The sequence below is a fragment of the Pseudoalteromonas sp. ECSMB14103 genome, assembly GCF_000813065.1.
Lineage (GTDB): Bacteria > Pseudomonadota > Gammaproteobacteria > Enterobacterales > Alteromonadaceae > Pseudoalteromonas > Pseudoalteromonas marina.
In genome coordinates this window covers 531,796-552,556 of the sequence record NZ_JWGY01000002.1, presented here as the reverse complement: position 1 = coordinate 552,556, position 20,761 = coordinate 531,796, and the positions used below count along the sequence as shown (strand labels likewise).

Here is a 20,761-nt window from a genome sequence, read left to right as displayed (position 1 = left end):
TGCTATGAATGGGATTAAGCAAATTGCATACTTTGGTATATCCACTTTATTTCTTAAAGTATTGGGGTTTGCTTTATTACCTATAACTACGCGTATTTTAAGTCAGGCAGAGTTTGGTGAGCTAAATTTTTTGGTGTCTATTTCGGCGGTTATGTCGTTGTTATTGTGCTTAGGTTTACCCGATTTATTGTTTAAGCAACAAATGAACAACCCACAACATAAACGTGCTTTATTCAGAGATGCATTACTGGTGTGTGCCATTGTTAGTGGTGTATTTGTGTGCTTGGTTTTTTACTGTATTGATTATTTAAGCGCGTTATTACCTGTAACACTAAATACACTAGATATTAAACTGTTGGCTATTAACTTAGCGCTTTCGTCTCTACTTTCTATTTTATTTTGTTATTTTAGATATTACGAAATGGCAAAACAATTTTGTATATTGGCTGTGCTTCAAGGTATGGGGCAAACACTTCTAACCGTTGTTTTACTTTACTTAGGCCATGGTGTTACTGGGGTAATGGCATCGGGAGTGGTGTCGAGCGCTTTAGTGTTATGCATTGCTCTAGTTTTGGTATTGAAGCCGCTGGGTATCAGCTTTAAACGTGTTTCATGGAAAATAAGTTATAAAAACGGACTTTTTTTAATCAGTATTGTTACCTCGTCTTTATTTGTGTATGCGAATAATGGGGCCGAAAATTGGTTTATAGTTGCCAGTGAGGGCAAAGAAAAACTGGCTCAATATTATGTCGCTTTGCAGTTTGCCGTTATGACCTCGTTCGCTTTTGAACCCATTAGAATGTGGTGGTTCTCACGTCGTTTTGATGAATTGGCTAAAAACCGAGAACGTTATGTCGAGCTGTGCACGCTGTGTTTAGATTCGGCCATTTTACTTTGCGCGTTAATGCTTATGATCACCCCGTCTATTTTTAGTTTAGTGTTACCACAAAATTATCAGTTGCATACTTGGTTGCTACCAAGCCTTATTTTTATTGTGGTTATTAAGCACCATAGTGATTTACTCAATATAGGGTGTTACATCCATTACAATGGTGCATTTGTTACTGTGGTTAATGCAGTTAGCGCATTCGCTGTGCTGGCTTTGTTAGCCGTTTTAGTTCCTCGGTATAACGTATACGGCGTAGTGGTTGCACTTTGCATTGCGCAGTTAATTAAAACCAGTTTGCTTATTGTTATTAGCCAACAATTAGAAAGTTTAACGTTTAGTGTTTCGCGTTTGCTGCCCAGCTGGGTGTGTTTTTCTTTAATATACTTTTTAAGCATTACACAAACTGCCTATTTTGAGCTTATTCAATGCATTGTTTTTATCTGTTTTTTAATTGCTTTGTTTTATAAATACAAACCCGCAATTTTAGCACTGACCCAGCAAACAATGCGGGGTAAAGTGTATGATTAGTTGGTATAAAAAATATTGTTTGATGATCAACGGGTTATTTGTAATGACATTAACATTAATGCTTTACATGCGCTTTGGTCCCATTGCAGCCTTTGCTTTATTATTGTTACCTTTTGCAGGGTTTTTAGCCGTTAAAATAAGCACGGTATTTATTATTCTTTTTATACTGTTTAGCTACTTTAGGCTACATGAAGTCTTTATTGTATTAATGCCCCTTAAAATTCCTAAAATGTTGGCCTTAGCTTCATTACTGGCTATTGCATGGCATTTATTCATTTCAAAATCGTTAAAACCTCATTGGAGTTCAACACACTTAGTGTTTGTAATTTGGTTTGTTTGGCTCACCGTTTGCGTATTTAGTGCCTCCAATAAAGGTATGGCCATAGAGTATTGGACTGGTGTGCTAGTGAAGGTTTTCATTATGGTATTTGCCATTAGCTGGTGGTTAACCCGATTTTCGCATTTTAGTCTAGTACGAATGGGCATAATGATTTCGGGTATTTCGGTGGCGTTGGTTGCACTAAGTAACAAAATGAATGGTATTGGCTTGGTTGAGGGCACGCGTGTCACTATTTCTCGTGAGTACCGCTCGCAATTAGGAGACCCTAACGATCTATCGTTAGTGTTGATGTTTCCGGTGTCTTTTTTGGCAGCAGAGCTGTTTGATAAAGGTGCGAATAAATATCGTCGTTTATTTGCAGCCGTAGGGTTGTTGTTAGCTATTTCTGGTGTGATAGCCACACAAAGCCGAGGTGGTTTATTGGGTATTGCTGCTATTTTAAGTTTCTTTTTATATCAAAAAGTAAAAAATCCTTTAATAGTCGGGCTGTGTGCAGCTGTTGCCATGCTTGCAATGATGGTGTTTGCAGGCATTGGTGATAGGCAAAGTGGAGGCGCAGCAGAAGACGGGGTTGATGCGTCTGCAATGGGTCGAATATATGCATGGCAAGCGGCAATTAATATGGCGCTTTCTAATCCGCTAACGGGTGTGGGAGTCGATAACTTTTACGTAAATTATTATTTTTACAGTCCGCATTGGGATGGCAAGAATCATGCAGTACACAGTACATGGTTTCAGGTGTTAGGCGAAACAGGCTTTGTAGGTATAGGTATATTTGTATTATTAATTGCCAGTATATATCGCAGCCTATCACGCGTGTATTGCATCAATGCACTTAACCCTAACGACCAAGTTGCAGTTAATGCAAATGCATTAAAAGCAGGTTTAATAGGCTTTATGGTTGCAGGTACTTTCCTAACACAGGCTTTTACTTGGCCGCTTTACATTATTTTAGCGCTAACAATCGCACTCGAAAAAATCACTGTTGAGAGCAATAAGGAATAAAACTATGATCATACACGTTAAACATTGGCTTAAATGTAGCCCTCATCCTTTTGCAAAGTCACTTTTTCAATTTGCAAAAACGATTCGCAATCCACAAATGATTGTTATCCCGATTTTTCATTCATCGCTTTATTTTGTTCACCAATTTTTAAAACAATTTATACACGAATTTTTACGTATCACTTATTTTACGCCCCTTTTCAAAAGCCAAATTAAAGGCAGTAAAAAGCAGCTTTATTTATATTCAGGTATGCCGCAAGTGCTGGGTGAGCTTAATGTTGTGTGTAAAGACAGCGTGAGAATGTCGGGTATTTCTACCTTTTGCGGGCGGGTAGGAGGGCAAACAACACCCACTCTAACCATTGGTAACAATGTGGATATTGGTTGGCAAAATGCGTTTTCGGTAGGACGTACCATAACCCTTGAAGACGACGTTAGGTTAGCAGGGCGTGTATTTTTAGCGGGTTTTCCTGGCCACCCAGTTGATTGTGAACGAAGAGCGCAGGGGCAAAGTGATGATGAAAACCAAATTGGCGATATTATTATAAAGCGCGGGGCATGGCTTGGCACCGGAGTGACCGTGCTTGGGGGCGTTATCATAGGTGAAGGGGCGATTATTGGCGCAGGTAGTGTTGTAACTAAAAACATACCCGCCTTTAGTATTGCTGCGGGCAATCCAGCAAAAGTAGTTAAATACATAAAGGAATCATAATATGAGATTTGTTGTTTTTGCAGAGGATTGGGCAAGCCACCCGAGCAGCACACAGCACTTATTTGCTGAACTGGCTAAAAATCATGATGTACATTGGGTTAATTCAATTGGTATGCGAAAGCCAAGCCTTGAAATAAATGATTTAAAACGTGTATTTAATAAATTAAAACAACTGTTTAGCGACTCAACTAGCGCAACCATTGAAACGCCAGAGGCATTGCATGTTTATAAGCTCCCCGTATTGCCTTGGCATGACAACGCATTAGTAAAACGTTTCAATAAGTGGGTGTATTCTCAATACTTTAAAAATATTGATGATGAGCCTGTTACTTACTGGTTAAGCGTGCCCACAGCCGAATATTTAATTACAAAACAAAAACGCGATAGGTTAATTTATTACTGCGGTGACGATTTTAGTGCATTGGCCGGCGTTGATGCGTCACTTGTTGCCCCTTGTGAAAATAGCTTGATACAAAACGCTGATTTAATTTATGTCATCAGTGCGTTTTTAATGAACAAAATGCCTAAGCACAAAACAAAAATGTTAAGCCATGGTGTTAGTTACGATTTGTTCACCTCTAAAAGTGAAATTGCACCAGAGATAAACCACTTAAATGGCCCCATTATTGGTTTCTATGGCAGCATCAATGCGTGGTTAGATATTGCATTACTCACTGCTTTAGTCGCGCAGCGACCCAGTTATCAGTTAGTGCTTGTTGGCGATATTGTGGGGCCTACTGGGCAGTTGTTGCAATTTAAAAATGTAACGCACATTCCTGCAATTGAGCATGCTCGGTTAGCGAGTTTTTCCACACATTGGAACGTGTCTGTTTTACCGTTTGTTAATAACGAGCAAATTAGAGCGTGTGACCCATTAAAGCTTAAAGAATATTTAGCGGCAGGAAAGCCTATTGTTGCTACCGATTTTCCCGCAGTAAAACAATATCAAACAGAAATTTTTATTGGCAAAACGCATGATCAATTTATTAATAAAATTGATGAAGCCGTTAGTTTAAACACCATTGAGCGCAGCACCCTAAAATTATCGCAACAACAATTAGCAAAGAACCACAGTTGGGAGTCAAAAGCGCTAAAAGTGCAACAAGACTTATTTATTTTAAATCACGCTGTGTAGCGTGATTTTTTAAACCAAAACCCTCTAACATGTCATTTAATTAGGCCTTTGAGAGCTGAGTCTCAAAAGCCTGATCCCCGCTAATAAACTGCTTATTTTTATTAAATTCACAACAGTTGGCGCACCCTGTGCAACACCTTATGTATAGCGCGATATTTGCAGTTTAAATTATTAATTTGCAAACAAACGCCACATTTCGCATAGCAATATGCAAATAGATAGGTAGGGATTATGTTAGTTAGAGAGCAAATAAAACGATTACTTTACTTAACCTTGTACGCTGTATACACACGTGCAAAGTTATTTGTGATCCCACTTTTAGTGGTGCCTTTTGTCATTATATTGCTCACAGTGACTGCACAAAAAAAATATGTAAACCACGCCACTATTTTAATCGAGGAGTCGGCATTACTTAACCCGTATCTTGATGATTTATCTTTTTCATTTGATTTATCTAATCGGATGGCAGCACTTCGTACACTCGTTATAAGTAGGAAGGTACTTATTGCAGTAGCAAAAGAAACGCAATTAGTGCCAGAAAATGCGACGCCTGCGCAAATAGAAAAAATTCACCAAGAGTTATCTCAGGCATTGTCTTTGTCGTTGGTAGGGGATGAGCTGGTACGGGTTAATTTTATATGGCATGAGCAAAGTAAAATGAAACTAGTGCTTGAAAAAGTAGTCGAGAAGTTTATAGAACGTTTACTTGCGCCCACCCGAGCATCGCTTGATAGCTCTGAGCAGTTTTTTTATCAGCAGCTGAACAGCATTCGTGATGAGCTTGAATTATCTGAAGAGGCACTTGCTGCCTTTAAATCAACAAACAGCAATACCTTGCCGGCTGTGCTGCACAGTAACCGTCAAACGTTTGATAAATTACTGAGCGATCAACAACAAAAAACAATTGTACTGTCGGGTGCGCAAGCAAAATTAAAAGCACTGGCTACTAAAATGGGCCAAGCAAACCCAATTTTAGGGCGCATTGAAGAAAAAATTATTGTTGCGGAGTCAGAGTTAAGCTTTTTAAAAACACGTTATACCGAAAAACACAGCAAGGTTATTTCAAAAAAACGAGAGCTTCAAAGTATACGTAACCGCCAGCAGTCATTATTAGACAGCGCAGAAGACTTAGATCCCACCAATATTGAACAGCTATGGCAAATGGCAAACACACTGCCTAGCGGTAAAGACAATGAAAGCAGTGTTCTGGTTTCGCAAATTCTCAAATTAGAAGAAGCTAAAAATGAAGTCACTCAGCATCAGCAAGAATACGACATGCTAGAGCAGCAGGTAAAACTGGTTGGTGAAAGGCTGCTAGTAACCAGTGATATTGAAAAACAGCTAAGAAAGCTTGAGCGAGACTACGATGTTAAACAATCGCTTTATAAAGATATGTTAAGCCGTTATGAAATGGCCAAAGTGACAGGAAAATTGGTTAAGTACGAAGGGCCAGATAAAGTAAAAACCATTGAACGCGCCTACAGTCCAACGCAGCCAATTAACACGTCGTTAGTCGCATCCATTATTGTGGGTCTTGTTTTAGGTGTGTTTACAAGTAGCACTATTGTGTTTGTAGCGACCTTATTTGACAGCCACTTAAAAGATATTCAAACCATAGAAAAACTATCTTCTTTAGAGGTAGTTACCATTTTACCTATTGTTAAAAATACACCTGTAGATTTGGTGTTTAGTTCAGCGATTAACTCTATTGAACAGGGGAAATAATATGAATGTTTTACATCTAGTTCAGCACTTTAAAATAGGTGGCCTTGAAAAAATGGCCGTCACGCTAATGCAAAAAAGCCAATTTGCAGACTCAAGTGTGGTTGTATCACTTGAAGGAACGTTGGGCGAGGCTGTTGAAGGTTGGCCACAATTAGCGTCGTTTGAAGGGCGGTTAATTTGTCTAAATAAACCTGCAAAATTTGATATGAATACGCTATGCAAGCTGACTGAGGTTATTAAAAAGTTCAACATTGATGTAATACACAGCCATCACATAGGGCCAATGCTTTATGCAAGTATGGCATGTATACGCAATAGACGCGTTAAGCATGTATCGACTATTCATGACGCCTGGTATTTAAAAAGTTTTAAGCAGCGTTTAATTACTAAAGTGCTTAACAAATTGACAAAAATTAGTTGGGTTGCTGATGCACAGGTAGTCGCTAACGATTTTTATAACAAAACAGCTATTCAAACCGATAAAACAATACTCAATGGTATTGATTTTAAAAAATTTGTTTGCGGGGATGAACCCAACGCCCGTAAAGAACTGCACTTACCGCAAGATATTAACTTAATTGGCTGTTCAGCGCGGTTAGAGCCAGGTAAAGGGCATTTTGCATTATTAAGAATTCTTAATTCATTGCCCATTTATACAGAACTTGTATTTGCTGGTAGCGGCAGCTTACATGCTGAATTGGTGAATTATGCCACAAAGCTTGGCATTAAAGATCGCGTTCATTTTTTAGGTAATGTACAAAATATGCCGCTATTTTATTCAGCAATTAATGTGATGTGTCTGTATTCGCAGCGTGAAGGGTTACCGCTATCTATTTTGGAATCAATGGCGTGCGGAAAAAGCATTGTTGCCACCGATGTAGGCGGAATTAAGGAGGTACTAACCAGCGAGCAAGGTGTACTCGTAAAGCCTGGCGATGAGGTTGGGCTCAAAAAAGCGCTGATTGAAGCCATTTATATAAAACATGGAGAGTGTATTCGTCAGCACGTATTTTCAATCGCAAGTGCTACAAAAATGAGTGCAGAGTACGACCACTTTTACAACGGTATTACATCGTGAGGAAAATATAATGACTTATTTATTAATAATATTAGCGGTGTTAATTGCGTTAGTTATATACCACCACGTGGGCTATGTAGCACTTTTAAAGTTATTTAGTCATGGTAAGCGTAAGCGATTAATTAGTGCAAAGAATACCAAAGCAACCACCCATTTTGGTATTTTGATTTGTGCCTACAATGAGCAAGATCACATTAAAGAAAAGTTACATAATTTGGGCGCCATGCTTTACAACACAGATATGTATGCGATTCATGTGTACCTTGATGGCTGTACAGACAAAACATACGAAGAGGCAATGCTTGCCCAGGCTCATTTAGCAACACAACACGTTGAATGCCATTTGCATTTTAATAAAGTTAACCTTGGTAAAGCGCATGGTATTAATGAGTTAATTAAGCTAACTAAAACAACGTACGATGTTTTATTGTTTACTGATGTAAGCGCGCTATTAAGTATAGATGTACTTGGCAATATAGATGCTGATTTTAAAGATCAAAACATTAATGTGATTACCGGGGTGTATGTTTTAGACGAGCAAGCCACACAAGAGCAAAAGCATTACTGGCAATATCAAAACAACGTTAAAAGTATGGAGTCATCTTTAGGGGCGGTGATTGGTGTGCCAGGTGCGATGTTTGCCATTCGTTCACAGTACACAGATTTACTGGATGAAAGTGCCATTAACGACGACTTTATTTTATCAATGAACGCATTAAAAAATGGCGGTAAAGCAATTGTAGATAAAAACATTAATATTGTTGAAAGAGAGTGTGATGAACAAAGTCACGACTATGCAAGACGCGTAAGGTTAGGCGCAGGTAATTGGCAGCAAATAAAGGTGCTGTTAACGCTTTTTAACCCTAAGTTGGGCTGGGTCAGTTTTAACTTTATTTCGCACAAAGTACTACGGGGTATTATGCCGTTGTTGCTGGCTTTAATTTATGTTTTGCTTTTTTCAATGGCGCTGTTTTCAAATGTTATGCTGGCAAAGTTAGGTTGTGGGGCTATTGCGTTACTTCATGGTATTGAACTGACTAAAAAGGTTTTTAATATCACAACTAAAATACCTGTTGTAGATAAAGTTAACTATATTCTTAATGCCTACTTTTTAGCGTTATGGGGCATTATTAAATATGAAAAAGGCGATTACAAAAGCCACTGGCAGCGGGTGCATACAGGCAATAGCGAACAAAACGGTGCCATTAAGTGTGTTAAACGCGGTATTGATATAATTGGCTCCGCTTTAGGTTTAATTGTGTTGTCGCCTGTTATGTTATTGGTTGCACTAACAATAAAGCTAACTTCACGCGGGCCTGTGTTATTTAATCAGCTAAGAGTAGGTGAGAGCAGTGACAGCTTTGTTGCATTGTTTAATGTGCTTAAATTTCGATCTATGGTTGTAGATGCTGAAGTAAAAAGCGGTGCAGTATGGGCATCTAAGGACGATCCTAGAATAACGCCAGTGGGTAGGTTTATTCGTAAAACACGGCTAGATGAATTACCGCAGCTGTGGAATGTGTTAGTAGGGGATATGTCACTGATTGGGCCGCGCCCAGAACGCCCCGTATTTTATTCAAAACTAGAAAAAGACATTCCTTATTTTTCACAACGTACTTATGGCATAAAACCCGGCATTTCAGGGCTTGCACAAGTAATGAATGGATACGATGAAAGCATTGATGATGCAAGAAACAAAATAGGCTGGGATTATGCCTATATGCTAAGTACGTCATCACCTCGTAGCTGGTGTTACATGGAATTGACCATACTATTTAAAACCCTTGTTGTTATTTTTACTGGTAAAGGCCAGTAATCATGCATTGCATAATGCAATAGGATGTTTCAGTCTTAATTGCATTATGCTCTAACTTCCCTTTCAACTATATACCTATCATTAAAACCTATTAATTATCAGTAGCTTAAAGTTGGTTCGTTTCTTGTATTAGAAATAGAGAACTTTACTCATTAATAGGTAACTACCATGACTAATTTAGCCAATTCACAAGAACAAACCGTAATTTCGCTTCCTGCTGATTTTTCAGGCTTTACCGTAGACGGATTTAAAGATGAATTTGAAGGGTTGGTGGGAACAGACACTAATTTTATTATTTTAGACTTTTCAAAAACAGAGTTTATAGATTCGTCTGGCATAGGCGCAATTGTGTTTTTATACAAACGAATTGAAAAGAAAAACCATCAACTTTCTTTACTTAATGTGACGGGTCAGCCTTTCAAGTTAATGAACTTGTTAAGAGTAGATAAAACAATTCCATTTATTGATTCAATCTAACAGTTTAAGGAGAGGGATATGAAAGCACACATTTTTATTATCATTACTTTATTTTTAAGTGGGTGTGCTTCTTGGCCTGATGAAGGACAAGGAGGTTGGGCAGAAAAGTACCAAAACTACCCGTTAGATGATGAGCAAAAAGATTTAAATTACACACAGCCCGAAGAGGTGGTTCGCAGTGAATTTGAGCACTTAGTGCTAAAGCTTGAGCTGTTAAAGTCTCAAGACATTAAAGCCTGTATGCCAGCACAATTGTTAAAGGCACAAATATACGAAAACCGTATTCGCAGACTTATTGCAGCTCAAATGTGGGAAGATGCAGAGCACGACTTACTTATTCATTATCATGGGCTTAACCAGTTAACGCAGCATTTTGATACTGTACAGCAGTTAACTCAATGTGCGGTGGTTAAAGAAGATAAACCTGCTTTATTTAGCGTTAAAAAGCAAATTACCGATTTACTCAATAGTGATAATCAATTTGCGTTCAAGGCGTTTGAGATCACACCTAAATACGCAGTCAGGCTTGCTCAAGCAGCTGATTTAGTAAAAGAGCTTGAAAGTATTTCTATATTGCTAGTCGGTCATACCGACTCGATGGGAGAAATGGCCAGCAACTATGAACTTGCTTTAAAACGCGCTGAAACGGTTAAGCATTGGTTAGTGGTTTATGGTGTGCCAGTGCAAAGTATTACAACGCTTACTCAGGGCAGCTTAAAACCTTACAGCGATGAGCCACAAACCGACTCAGTGCGTCATTCAGACCGCCGTGTAGAGGCCATAGTACTTGACGCCAACACCAATAATTTACAGGACAATAAAGCTAAATCGTTAGTGAGTTGGACCAAAATTATTAAAAGTAAGCAGGAGTAAGTTATGAGATATTTATTAACAATCGCATTATTACTTTTTTCGTTTCATGTTTTCTCAGCTTCTAACGCTGATGAGGATACGGTGCAGGTAGGCAATAAATTATTTTTGTATATTCCTGGAGAAGTCGATTTTGATAAAACCTTTGAAGTTGACAACAAAGGGCAAATTAATTTGCCCGAGGTTGGGCAATTTGTTGTAGCTAACAAAACTATTTCACAAGTTGAGCTAGAGCTTACTCCAGTGTTAGGTGGCTTATTTGTAGCAATGGATGACTTTTATGTAGAGATACGTAGCAGAGACATTTTTATTAATGTTATGGGCTACGTTAATACGCCATCGCAAGTGAGTATTCCTGCAAATGGTAATATCCAAATGGTGATTTCGAAAGCAGACGGTTTAAGACCCGGGGCTCAGCTAGATAGATTGCAAATAAGACGTGGCGAAGAAATTATTGAGTTTGATTACAAAGCGTACCTAGATTCGGGCAATATTAGCTTATTACCTGCGCTTAAAAGCCAAGATACCGTATTTGTGCCCGTTTCACCGTTACTGGGTAATGTGCAAATAGACTTTGATGCCCAAACACTCAGTGCAACTGGAGATGCCAACGACGGTAATGCAGTGACTATTTTAGGCGAAGTACATAACCCGGGAAGTTTTTCATACAAAGAAGAAATGACTATTTTAGATGCGCTTATGCGCGCTGAAGGGGTTACGCGTTATGCCGATGTTACTAAAATTAGGGTGATTGTAGATAAATCGCCGGTTATTTTTGATTTAAAAGCGTATTTAGATAAACCATCAGGTAGCACTATGCAGTTATTGCAGCCGGGTTCGACAGTTTATGTGCCTATTATGGTTGATGATGTAAACACAACTTCTCGTACCGTTTATATTATGGGGGAGGTTCAAAAACCAGGTGCTTATGAAGCGGCAGACAGTACCAACTTTTTGGATATTTTAGCGAATGCGGGTGGTCCAACTCGATTTGCTGAAACCCGCCATATAAAAATATTAACACCAGAAGGGGAAAGCATTTTATTTGATTTACAAGGCTACAGCGAAGGCATGGTAACCACAAAAGTGCCCGACTTAAACCCAGGCGATGTTATTTTTGTTCCAGAAAAAACAGACGTCAATGAAAAAAGCTGGCTTAAAATTCCGACCAAACGCGCCATTAAAATAATTGGTGCTATTACTTCTCCGGGCAGGTATGAGTGGAGTGATGAAATGGACTTTACCGATTTATTAGCACACGCTGGTGGACCTACCAAAGGCGCTAATATCAACGATATAAAAATACTTAGAAACGGTGATGTAACCCAGCGTTTCGACCTTGAAAAATACACCATTACAGACGGTGAAACACCATTGCCAAACCTAGTGGCCGGAGACACTGTAATTGTAGAGGAACTCCCCGTTGACCCTGCTGATAATAAGTCGCAGTGGATACGCCAAGAGTCAAGTAAGTCTATTTATATTATGGGACAGGTTGGTTCACCTGGTCGCTATTCGTTCAACGAAAACATGCATTTTATCGATATTTTAGCGGCTGCTGATGGCCCAACAGGGACTGCAGATATTCGTAATATTAGAGTAACTCACAGAAACGGTAATAGAGCTAAAGTGAGTAAGTTAGATTTAGCGATGTACTTTGAAACCGGTGACGAAACATTATTTCCTAATGTATTACCAGGAGACACTATTTTTGTTCCAGAAAAAAATAAAGACTGGCTACGCACACCTAAAGAACGCGTAGTACGCATTATGGGGGCGGTGCAAAAGCCTGGTAGATATAACTTTGACGACACAATGAGCATTTTAGATGTATTAGCTGAGGCCGGCGGCCCTTCAAACTCTGCACTCATTGATAAAATAGTTGTGGTTAATCATTCTTGTTGTAAAGAGCAATCAAGAGTGTTTGATTTAGAAGCCTTTATTAAATCGCCAAACTCAGCAAATATTCCAGTACTTAGAGCAGGGGATACCTTATATGTTCCTGACAAAGGGCAAGATTTATTAAGCCAGTTTAAAGAAAATTTCCTCGATGTAATTACCATACTTGCGCTAGTGGTGGGCTTATGAAATTAATACCAAGTCAATATCATGAGTTAGAAGTGATATGTAATACCATGATTGATAACGATGCGAGGTGCGTAACGTTTATATCTTTATGTGGGTCTGAGGGGGCGTCTACCGCATGTGTGAGCGTTGCAAAACGCTTACAAAGCCAAAATAAGTCGGTGCTTATCATTGATTTAAACCCAATTAATACATTTAACTCAGACGATAAGTTACCCGATACGTGCAGCCCGTGGCGCTTTGATGATATTTCGTGCCAGTTAGGTGTTACAAATTACCAAGAGGTAAATTTGCTTACAATTAAACATTTAACAGCCATTGAGCCAGCTAAAAACAAGCATGTGTTAAATGACGCGATTGCTCGCTTAAAACAAGAGTATGACTATATTTTAATAGATATGTCGCCGGCATTAAAACTAAACAGAAACAATGTACCGCTTCATTCATTAAGTTTGTGTAGTGAATTAACCTTTGTAGCCGTGGCTCTTGGTGTAAATGACGAGGAGTCATTATGCAAAGGTATAAAAGAGCTAAAGCAAGCCGGTCATAGCAATATTAAATTACTAATAAGCCAACATAACTTTGCTCCACTGGGGGAGCGTATTATTAGTGTTTTAAATAAGCATAAAAACAAATGGCCTAAATTATGTAACAACCTTAAGTCGAAAATTAATAAACAAAGGTGGTTGTTCGAACACCATTGAGGGCAATATGGATATTTTATTTGAAAGACGTTTTGAATTGCTTTGGCCAACGCTTAGCGAGATCAGATTAGTTCTTAAACACGTTTTAAGAGCACTTAACGTAAAAAAAGATGAAGTAGATGCTGCGGGTTTAGTTGCAACTGAATATTTAACTAATTTGATAAGGCACAACGAGGGATCAGAACAGCATATTTTTTTGCGCATAAGCCAAGCGGATAACGATGGTTATGCACTCACATTTATTGACGAGCTTACACCTTACAATTTATTTGAAAAAAATAACTCTCAGTGGAAGCTAGGCTCAGGTAATTTGGTTGAAGGTGGTATGGGAGTTGAACTGATTCGCCACTACTTCAAAGAGGCCGAGTACGTATCAGATAAAGGTAAAAACTATTTTACTTTTCCACTAGAGCACATAGATAAACGACCCACAGTTATATACGTTGACGATGATGTTACCCAGCTCGCACTTATGAGCGCCTATTTAAAAGATCACTTTCAAGTTGTTCCTTGCGAAAGTATTGAAGCCGGCTGGCAAGCAATTTTGACTGCCGATGCACGAATATTGCTGCTTGACCACAAGCTAAAAAATGGAACGTGTGAGCCACTTTTAGAAAAGCTCAACCAGTCAAATTTAAAGTCACAGTTATCGGTTGTTATGCTAACAGGTGACGATAGCGAAGAGGTAATAAGTAAAATTAATCGGTTAGGTGTAGATGACTATTTAATTAAGCCAGTTAAAAAAAATAAATTGCTGCAGAGCATTGAACGAGTAACACACCGTTTTGCTTACTTATCGTATCAAACAACATTTGAATCTACACCGTCTAAAATTCATTTACAAAATGATAAAAGCGCGCACCTTTTTGGGTCTATTAGCTTGGGAAACGGTGGTGACTTTTTTATGCCCATTAACGATGAATGCAGTGCATTTGTGCTTGGCGATATGATGGGGCATGGTTTGCAAGCGCTTAAAGAAAGTTTTGCAATTAAAGGGTTTATAAGTGGTTTTTTGGCCACCGGTTTGCCTTATCAAAATATGTTAGCGGCACTTAATAACGCTTTGTATAAGCAGCAACTTTGTAAGTCTAGTTTAGTCACGCTTGTTATTTGTTTTATTGAAGACAATAAATTATTTTGGTTAAATGCCGGTCACCCGCCACCAGTTGTAATACTCAATAATGGCAAAGTACGCCAATTAACAGGCACAGGACCACTGTTGGGCCTGTCAAAAGAGCATAACTACACACTATACGAAGCAGGGCTTGACGATGTTGAACATATTTTGTTGTACACCGATGGCTGGACTGAAAATCGTTTCACCGATAAAGATGAGATAGGTGAACTAACTAAAATTATTCCTCAAGATTGCAAAACGTCTGAAGAGTTTGCACATTGCTTGTGGAAAAACTCACAAGTTACCCTTTCTAAAGAAATTGACGACGCCTCATTAATTATAATTAACTGAGTTTGCATTACTTGACACTTTATAGCTATATTAAAGGCATATATTCTATCTGTTTGAATTTATGGCAACTTGCCAACTGAGACGACTTTATGCCACCTACAGTTCTAATCGTTGAAGATACGCAGTCTTTAGCAATGATGTACCAATCCTACTTATTACCAACGGGTGTTAATACACTTGTGGCAAGTGATGGCCAAACGGCCATGGATATAATTAATAAGGTTCACCCCGATTTAATTGTACTTGATGTTATGCTGCCTGATATGAATGGGCTTGATATTTTAGCGACATTAGAACCCGATAACTCGCCTCAAGTTGTTGTATTAACTGGTCATGCAACAAAAGAAATGGCTATTCAGGCAATAAAACTAGGCGCGAGTGACTTTTTAGAAAAACCAATAGAAGCAGACCGCTTCAGAATAACGGTTAACAACGCGCTTAAAATTAAAAACTTAAAGCAAACCGTTACACAATACAAAAATAAATACGAAAACGGAAAGTACTTTGATTTGATTGGCAGCTCAAAGCAAATGCAGTCTGTTTATCAAATTATAAGTTCGGCGTCTGCCAGTAAGGCCACTGTTTTCATAACAGGTGAAAGTGGCACGGGTAAAGAGTTGTGCGCACGAGCTGTTCATCAAGCGTCTAATAGAGCGAATAAGCCCTTTGTCGCCTTAAATTGTGCAGCAATACCAAAGGATTTAATTGAAAGTGAAATTTTTGGGCATTTAAAAGGGGCGTTTACTGGCGCCATTGCTAATAGAGTCGGTGCTGCAGGGCAGGCTAACGGCGGGACGCTGTTTTTAGATGAATTGTGTGAGATGGACATTAATTTGCAAAGTAAACTTCTGCGATTTATTCAAACAGGGAGCTACCAGCAAGTGGGTAGTGAAAAAGAAGTAAAAGTTGATGTTAGATTTGTTTGTGCAACTAATAAAGACCCGCTTATTGAAGTTGAAAACGGCCGTTTTAGAGAAGATTTATATTACCGACTCCATGTTATTCCTATCGAGCTGCCACCTCTGAGAGCGCGCGGAACAGATATTATTGAAATTGCCGAAGCCTTATTTGTAAAATTAGCTTTAGAAGAAAATCATCCTTATAAAAGTATTTCAGAAGGCGTAAAACAGTTGCTTATGCAGTACAGTTGGCCAGGCAATGTAAGGCAGCTCGAAAATGTGATCCGTAATGTATTGGTACTTCATCCTGAACAATATATTGATACCGATATGATCCCCGCATTACCGGTCAGTACAAAAACGCAGGCGCAACACACGCCAATTATCAGCGAGCAGCCAGTAAGTACTGAAACACCCGCCTTTGATATGGCAACATCACAAAGCGAAGTTAAACCCCTATGGCTTGCAGAAAAAGAATACATTGAGCACGTTATAAAAATATGTGTTTCGAATGTGCCTAAAGCCGCATCACTGCTCGATGTCAGCCCCTCGACGCTGTACAGAAAAATTAAAAGCTGGGAAGAGCTCGAGTAACTTTATGTACCTGTGTAAGCTTTTTGTAAGAGCAAAAATTGTTGTTTTCCCGAAAATCGCTCCTCAAGGATGTTATACGCGTTATTGATAATTCTTTTAGTCTGTTCTTCAGGAAGTAAAAGCAGCTTTTCGACCTGATATTGGCAGTGCTGTGCATTTGCCTCCAACATTAAAAAACCTGTTTCATCGTGTTTGATAATACTAGGAATGGCACCAACAGCACTGCTAATTATAAACTTTTGCTCAGAAATAGCCTCAAGCAATGCCATGGGAAGTCCTTCTTCCCTAGAGCAAATGAGCAACACATCAATTTTGCTCCATATATCATTACGTTCAACAAGGCCATGATACTGAAGATTGTGTAAGTTCGGTACCTCACCTTTTAATGGGCCATCTCCAAAAATATGAAACTTAATGTCTAAATCTTGCTGCATGTTTTCAGCTAATCTACAAAATATATCCGGTCCTTTTTCAAAAGATAAACGCCCCACAAAACCAATATCTAATGTTTTATTATCACACCGATTCAAGTGACTGTTAGAAGAGTTTATTGCGATGAAGTTTTCGAGCAAAGTGGCGTTTTTTAATGACGCTTTTATTTGCTCTGATACGGCAAAATTGGTCGATAATGGAGAAAGTAATTTATCTAGCATATTGTAAATTTTTAACTTACCGGTACCCGCTTCACCAGCATGATAGGTACTAATGCAGCGATGCTTTGTTACTTTACATGCTAAACGGCCAAATATTCCTGCTTTGTAGCCGTGGGTGTGAACAACCGTTCTTGAGTCAAACGTTTTTAACTTTTTAAGTAAGCTGCTTAAGTTTCCTTTTAAAAATTCATACCTTATATTTTCTTTATTAAGCAGAGCATAAAATGCTTGATTTTTATGATCCTCATAAAACATAATGTTATTGCTAATGCGGTTTTGAGTAAGAAGCTTTGAAAGTTCAACGAGGTGTGTTTCTATACCACCGAGCATCGAAGAGTCGACAAATAAAACAACGTTGTAATCCATAACTGACCCCAAAAGATATATATGATTAATTACTCAACAATTGAACAGCTCAAAAGTGATGTAGGCAACGAGTTAGCAGTAGAGCTGCTAAAAACGTTTATAAACGAATCTAAAAAAACAATTGATATTTTGATCAATACACAAAACCTCAGTGAAATTGAAATTAGCGCGCATAGTCTTAAAAGCAGCGCGTACAGTTTTGGCGCTTTGGGTCTTGGAGACACGTGTAATTCAATCGAGTCCATTGTAAAAATTGAGCATAGCGCTGAGGAGCTCAACAGTTTGTTAAAAATAGCTGATGAGCAAAGCGCAGAGACGTTTAAACAGCTAGAATCCATTATCCAAAATATTTAAAAATGATTACTCAATTGAATGGGCATTTTTAGTAATCCAGAAAACACATTGTTTAGCTCATCTATGTCATGCAAATGAGCCCTGTTCTTAATGATGTTTTTGCTGCTCTGTAATATTTCTTCAATTGCAGAAGGCGGAATGCTCAAGTCGTACAACTTAAATCCTAGTTGCTCTGCAAGCCAATCCACACCAGCGGTTTGGGTGTTTTTCATTACGCTTTTTTCTTCTTTTGAGTTTTCAATAAAAATACGACACGCCGATGTTTTTTGAATAGCTGCCGCTATATCATTAACTAAAAATGCGGGTAAAATACTTGTGATAATGCTGCCTGGGCCAATAATAATTAAGTCGGCTTCTAAAATTGCTTTTACACAGCCGGGACCTGCAGGAACATTTTTTGATAGTGATACACTTTTAGGTAAAGAAGTCAGTGAATCAATTTCACATTCGCCCATCACTTTTTCATTGTTATTCAATTCAGCAACAAGATCAGTGGGTACTTCTGTCATGGGTAAAACGGTTTCTGTATTGCCGAGCATAATATTAAAATGCGCAATGGCTTTGGTTGCAGATCCGGTCAGCTCCATTAAACCAAGTAGTGTTAAATTACCTAAACAATGATCAGCAAGTTGCCCTTGTGTAAATCTATGTTCGTAAATTGCGTTGAACGTAGATTTTTTACCTGCAAGCTGCAAGCAGCAACGGCGTATATCTCCAAGCGCAATGGTTTCTTGTGAAGCTCTAATTTTACCTGTGCTACCACCATTGTCTGTGGTTGCGACAATAGCGGTTATATTACTACTCATTGGCTTAATTGCGCTTAAAACCTGAGCTAATCCGTGTCCGCCACCAATACACACTATTTTCATTTTTGAGCCTTTGTATTTTTATTTATTTCACATGTAAGCTGCATTTATTATTCCAAAAGTTTTATAACAATTAACATGATGATTTATATTGTTTTTTAATCTATATTTAATTGAGCAAGGCCCGTTTAAAATTTCCCTTTTGCAAAACGCGATGCATATTGATGAGGAAAATGAGTGTGAATAAAACAGAACATCTGTGTGTATCTGAATTACAAAAACATTTAATAGATTTAGCTAATTGTGAGTACGGCGCTGATTTGTTGAATCTGTTGAGATCGGTATTTGAGTCAAGGCTTAAATATACTGACTGTATAATCATCAATAGGTACAAATATAGGTATTACGAGACAATAGCGACCACTAATGACCAGTTTAGTAATAAAATGTGGTCTGAGTGTTCTTTGTTTACACAAACAGCTGAGCATGGTTATGTTATATGCCAATACCCTCAACAAATTGAAGAGCTCGAATTTTCGATTTTATATTCAATTCAAACATTAAAACTAAAAAATTCTTTATTGTTTAGTGTGAACACACAATTTGATAAAGGCATATTTATTTTTACAAATGTAGATGCACAGCAGTGCGAACAACTTGTTAATTCAGACACAATAAAAATATTGTTGCAGCAGGCGTTTTTTACGTTAATAAGTCAAATTAAGTTAGCTAAACAAACGGACAAAGCTTTATCGCTTATACATAAATTTACGACACTCTCTAGCCTATTTAAAGAGTATGGGTCAGAGTGGTTTTGGCGATTAAACCCGCTAATGGTATTTGAAAGTATTAATAATATTGAAACTATAGGGAATGTTTACGATCAGCTTTTTATTGGTCATAAAATTGAACACATCATTACAGATAATGAAAAGCAAAATACAGAAAAATGGCAGCAATTTAACCAGCTAATTGATGACCGTAACGATTTTCATAATTTTGAATTTGAGATTGAAGCCGATAAAAATTTTTGGGTCATATTAAGCGGTAAACCTCTTTATAATAAGTTAGGACTCTTTTTGGGTTACATGGGGCTTGCAAAAAATATTACTATTTCTAAACAGCGCGAGTTTGAACTTCAGGCACAAACCTTAAAGGCAGAAGAAGCAAGCCAAACAAAATCTAAATTTTTGAGTGTGATGTCTCATGAAATTAGAACACCTATTCATGCCGTTATGGGTATGATTGAGTTACTACTTGATACAGAGCTTAGCCCCGAGCAACAGCAACTTGTTAATTATGCTAACTCTAGCACTGAGATTTTATACGGCCTAATAACTGATGTGCTCGATTTTTCAAAAATCGAATCAGGCACGGTTTCATGTCTAAAAAAACCATTTGATATAAAGCTACTAACTGAAAATATAGTAGGGCAGTTTAATATTATTGAAAAGTCAGATGATATTCTTTTTACAACGCACATCGATGAAAGCATCCCACAATACGTTGTTGGAGATCAGTACCGATTAGGACAAGTATTATTTAACATAATGAGTAACGCGTTTAAGTATACAACACATGGTCAAATAAATTTAAAAGTAGTTTTACAAAATGAGCAGCTCGTTTTTGAAGTGAAAGACTCGGGTATTGGTATAGCTAAAAAGCATTTAGATTTAATTTTTAAGCCATTTAGCCAAGTGAATGACAGCATAAACCGCAAAAGTGAAGGGGTTGGTTTAGGGTTAAGTATTTCAAAAAATTTATTGGGCATTATGGGAGGAGAAATAACAGTAGATACCCAGCTTGGCTTAGGTAGTACGTTTACTATTTCTATTCCATTTGAAGAGGCCCACACAAGCGATATTGTTGATAATGTAATTTATACACAATCGGCACTGGCTATTTTAGTCGCTGAGGATAACAAAACAAATCAAGTCCTTATTAAGGCGTATTTAGAAAAGCTAAATCATAAAGTTACGCTTGCTAATCATGGGCGTGAAGCGATTGACTTATTTTCGCGTAAAAAGTTTGATTTAGTATTAATGGATATCATGATGCCTGAAATGGATGGTTTAACAGCAGCAGAATATATAAGAGATGAATTAGTCAGCGATGTACCAATTTACGCATTAACCGCTAATGCAGAAAAAGATAATAAAGCATCCTGTTTTAAGGTGGGAATGAACAAAGTGCTTACTAAACCAATTAAATTTCAAGAACTCGAAGCTGCTTTAAAAGGGGTATTTCCACGTTGAAA

17 protein-coding genes are annotated in these 20,761 nt (G+C 38.0%); 15 read left to right on the top strand and 2 right to left on the bottom strand.

Going from position 1 to position 20,761, the window contains the following annotated elements; translation table 11 throughout:
• Positions 1 to 4 precede the first annotated feature (4 nt).
• From RF53_RS07580 to RF53_RS07520, 13 genes are all read left to right on the top strand, one after another.
• Positions 5 to 1,417 (top strand): lipopolysaccharide biosynthesis protein, encoded by a 1,413-nt coding sequence (locus RF53_RS07580; RefSeq protein ID WP_039037154.1) that lies wholly within the window; start codon positions 5 to 7, stop codon positions 1,415 to 1,417.
• Entirely contained in the window at positions 1,410 to 2,762 is a 1,353-nt protein-coding gene (locus RF53_RS07575; RefSeq protein WP_039037153.1) for an O-antigen ligase family protein, read from the top strand. The genes RF53_RS07580 and RF53_RS07575 overlap by 8 nt, the downstream gene beginning before the upstream one ends.
• A 4-nt stretch (positions 2,763 to 2,766) precedes the next feature.
• Positions 2,767 to 3,474 (top strand): acyltransferase, encoded by a 708-nt coding sequence (locus RF53_RS07570; protein WP_039037152.1) that lies wholly within the window; start codon positions 2,767 to 2,769, stop codon positions 3,472 to 3,474.
• Position 3,475: 1 nt separating this feature from the next.
• Complete coding sequence (locus RF53_RS07565) at positions 3,476 to 4,609, top strand: glycosyltransferase (protein WP_039037151.1); 1,134 nt, start codon at positions 3,476 to 3,478, stop codon at positions 4,607 to 4,609.
• 231 nt (positions 4,610 to 4,840) lie between these two features.
• Positions 4,841 to 6,334, top strand: a complete 1,494-nt coding sequence (locus RF53_RS07560) for a GumC family protein (RefSeq protein ID WP_039037150.1) — start codon at positions 4,841 to 4,843, stop codon at positions 6,332 to 6,334.
• Between the two features lies 1 nt (position 6,335).
• The gene (locus RF53_RS07555) at positions 6,336 to 7,412 is read left to right on the top strand and encodes a glycosyltransferase (RefSeq protein ID WP_039037149.1); all 1,077 of its coding nucleotides are present in this window, start codon (positions 6,336 to 6,338) and stop codon (positions 7,410 to 7,412) included.
• Between the two features lie 10 nt (positions 7,413 to 7,422).
• On the top strand, positions 7,423 to 9,228 hold the full coding sequence (locus tag RF53_RS07550; RefSeq protein ID WP_039037148.1) for a sugar transferase: 1,806 nt from the start codon (positions 7,423 to 7,425) through the stop codon (positions 9,226 to 9,228).
• Between the two features lie 168 nt (positions 9,229 to 9,396).
• Positions 9,397 to 9,705, top strand: a complete 309-nt coding sequence (locus RF53_RS07545; RefSeq protein ID WP_006792900.1) for an STAS domain-containing protein — start codon at positions 9,397 to 9,399, stop codon at positions 9,703 to 9,705.
• Between the two features lie 18 nt (positions 9,706 to 9,723).
• Entirely contained in the window at positions 9,724 to 10,578 is an 855-nt protein-coding gene (locus RF53_RS07540) for an OmpA family protein (RefSeq protein WP_008131311.1), read from the top strand.
• A gap of 3 nt (positions 10,579 to 10,581) precedes the next feature.
• Complete coding sequence (locus RF53_RS07535) at positions 10,582 to 12,663, top strand: SLBB domain-containing protein (RefSeq protein ID WP_039037147.1); 2,082 nt, start codon at positions 10,582 to 10,584, stop codon at positions 12,661 to 12,663.
• The gene (locus RF53_RS07530) at positions 12,660 to 13,364 is read left to right on the top strand and encodes an AAA family ATPase (RefSeq protein WP_008131314.1); all 705 of its coding nucleotides are present in this window, start codon (positions 12,660 to 12,662) and stop codon (positions 13,362 to 13,364) included. The genes RF53_RS07535 and RF53_RS07530 overlap by 4 nt, the downstream gene beginning before the upstream one ends.
• 7 nt (positions 13,365 to 13,371) lie before the next feature.
• On the top strand, positions 13,372 to 14,832 hold the full coding sequence (locus RF53_RS07525) for a SpoIIE family protein phosphatase (protein WP_039037146.1): 1,461 nt from the start codon (positions 13,372 to 13,374) through the stop codon (positions 14,830 to 14,832).
• An 89-nt stretch (positions 14,833 to 14,921) separates the two neighbouring features.
• Entirely contained in the window at positions 14,922 to 16,325 is a 1,404-nt protein-coding gene (locus RF53_RS07520; RefSeq protein ID WP_039037145.1) for a sigma-54-dependent transcriptional regulator, read from the top strand.
• Positions 16,326 to 16,327: 2 nt separating this feature from the next.
• Here the strand turns inward: RF53_RS07520 and RF53_RS07515 are convergent, their stop codons facing one another.
• The gene (locus RF53_RS07515) at positions 16,328 to 17,344 is read right to left on the bottom strand and encodes a glycosyltransferase family 4 protein (protein ID WP_039037144.1); all 1,017 of its coding nucleotides are present in this window, start codon (positions 17,342 to 17,344) and stop codon (positions 16,328 to 16,330) included.
• Between the two features lie 21 nt (positions 17,345 to 17,365).
• Between RF53_RS07515 and RF53_RS07510 the strand changes: the two genes are divergently transcribed.
• Positions 17,366 to 17,698, top strand: a complete 333-nt coding sequence (locus RF53_RS07510; RefSeq protein ID WP_039037143.1) for an Hpt domain-containing protein — start codon at positions 17,366 to 17,368, stop codon at positions 17,696 to 17,698.
• Here the strand turns inward: RF53_RS07510 and RF53_RS07505 are convergent.
• Entirely contained in the window at positions 17,695 to 18,567 is an 873-nt protein-coding gene (locus RF53_RS07505) for a gluconeogenesis factor YvcK family protein (RefSeq protein WP_039037142.1), read from the bottom strand. The genes RF53_RS07510 and RF53_RS07505 overlap by 4 nt on opposite strands.
• Positions 18,568 to 18,743: 176 nt before the next feature.
• Between RF53_RS07505 and RF53_RS07500 the strand changes: the two genes are divergently transcribed.
• The gene (locus RF53_RS07500) at positions 18,744 to 20,759 is read left to right on the top strand and encodes a response regulator (RefSeq protein WP_235420606.1); all 2,016 of its coding nucleotides are present in this window, start codon (positions 18,744 to 18,746) and stop codon (positions 20,757 to 20,759) included.
• The last annotated feature ends 2 nt before the right edge of the window (positions 20,760 to 20,761 follow it).

Excerpts from the sequence above, each read along its gene's own strand:
- RF53_RS07580 (WP_039037154.1), top strand. The coding sequence starts at position 5 with ATGAATGGGATTAAGCAAATTGCATACTTTGGTATATCCACTTTATTT.
- RF53_RS07575 (WP_039037153.1), top strand. The coding sequence starts at position 1,410 with ATGATTAGTTGGTATAAAAAATATTGTTTGATGATCAACGGGTTATTT.
- RF53_RS07570 (WP_039037152.1), top strand. The coding sequence starts at position 2,767 with ATGATCATACACGTTAAACATTGGCTTAAATGTAGCCCTCATCCTTTT.
- RF53_RS07565 (WP_039037151.1), top strand. The coding sequence starts at position 3,476 with ATGAGATTTGTTGTTTTTGCAGAGGATTGGGCAAGCCACCCGAGCAGC.
- RF53_RS07560 (WP_039037150.1), top strand. The coding sequence starts at position 4,841 with ATGTTAGTTAGAGAGCAAATAAAACGATTACTTTACTTAACCTTGTAC.
- RF53_RS07555 (WP_039037149.1), top strand. The coding sequence starts at position 6,336 with ATGAATGTTTTACATCTAGTTCAGCACTTTAAAATAGGTGGCCTTGAA.
- RF53_RS07550 (WP_039037148.1), top strand. The coding sequence starts at position 7,423 with ATGACTTATTTATTAATAATATTAGCGGTGTTAATTGCGTTAGTTATA.
- RF53_RS07545 (WP_006792900.1), top strand. The coding sequence starts at position 9,397 with ATGACTAATTTAGCCAATTCACAAGAACAAACCGTAATTTCGCTTCCT.
- RF53_RS07540 (WP_008131311.1), top strand. The coding sequence starts at position 9,724 with ATGAAAGCACACATTTTTATTATCATTACTTTATTTTTAAGTGGGTGT.
- RF53_RS07535 (WP_039037147.1), top strand. The coding sequence starts at position 10,582 with ATGAGATATTTATTAACAATCGCATTATTACTTTTTTCGTTTCATGTT.
- RF53_RS07530 (WP_008131314.1), top strand. The coding sequence starts at position 12,660 with ATGAAATTAATACCAAGTCAATATCATGAGTTAGAAGTGATATGTAAT.
- RF53_RS07525 (WP_039037146.1), top strand. The coding sequence starts at position 13,372 with ATGGATATTTTATTTGAAAGACGTTTTGAATTGCTTTGGCCAACGCTT.
- RF53_RS07520 (WP_039037145.1), top strand. The coding sequence starts at position 14,922 with ATGCCACCTACAGTTCTAATCGTTGAAGATACGCAGTCTTTAGCAATG.
- RF53_RS07515 (WP_039037144.1), bottom strand. The coding sequence starts at position 17,344 with ATGGATTACAACGTTGTTTTATTTGTCGACTCTTCGATGCTCGGTGGT.
- RF53_RS07510 (WP_039037143.1), top strand. The coding sequence starts at position 17,366 with ATGATTAATTACTCAACAATTGAACAGCTCAAAAGTGATGTAGGCAAC.
- RF53_RS07505 (WP_039037142.1), bottom strand. The coding sequence starts at position 18,567 with ATGAAAATAGTGTGTATTGGTGGCGGACACGGATTAGCTCAGGTTTTA.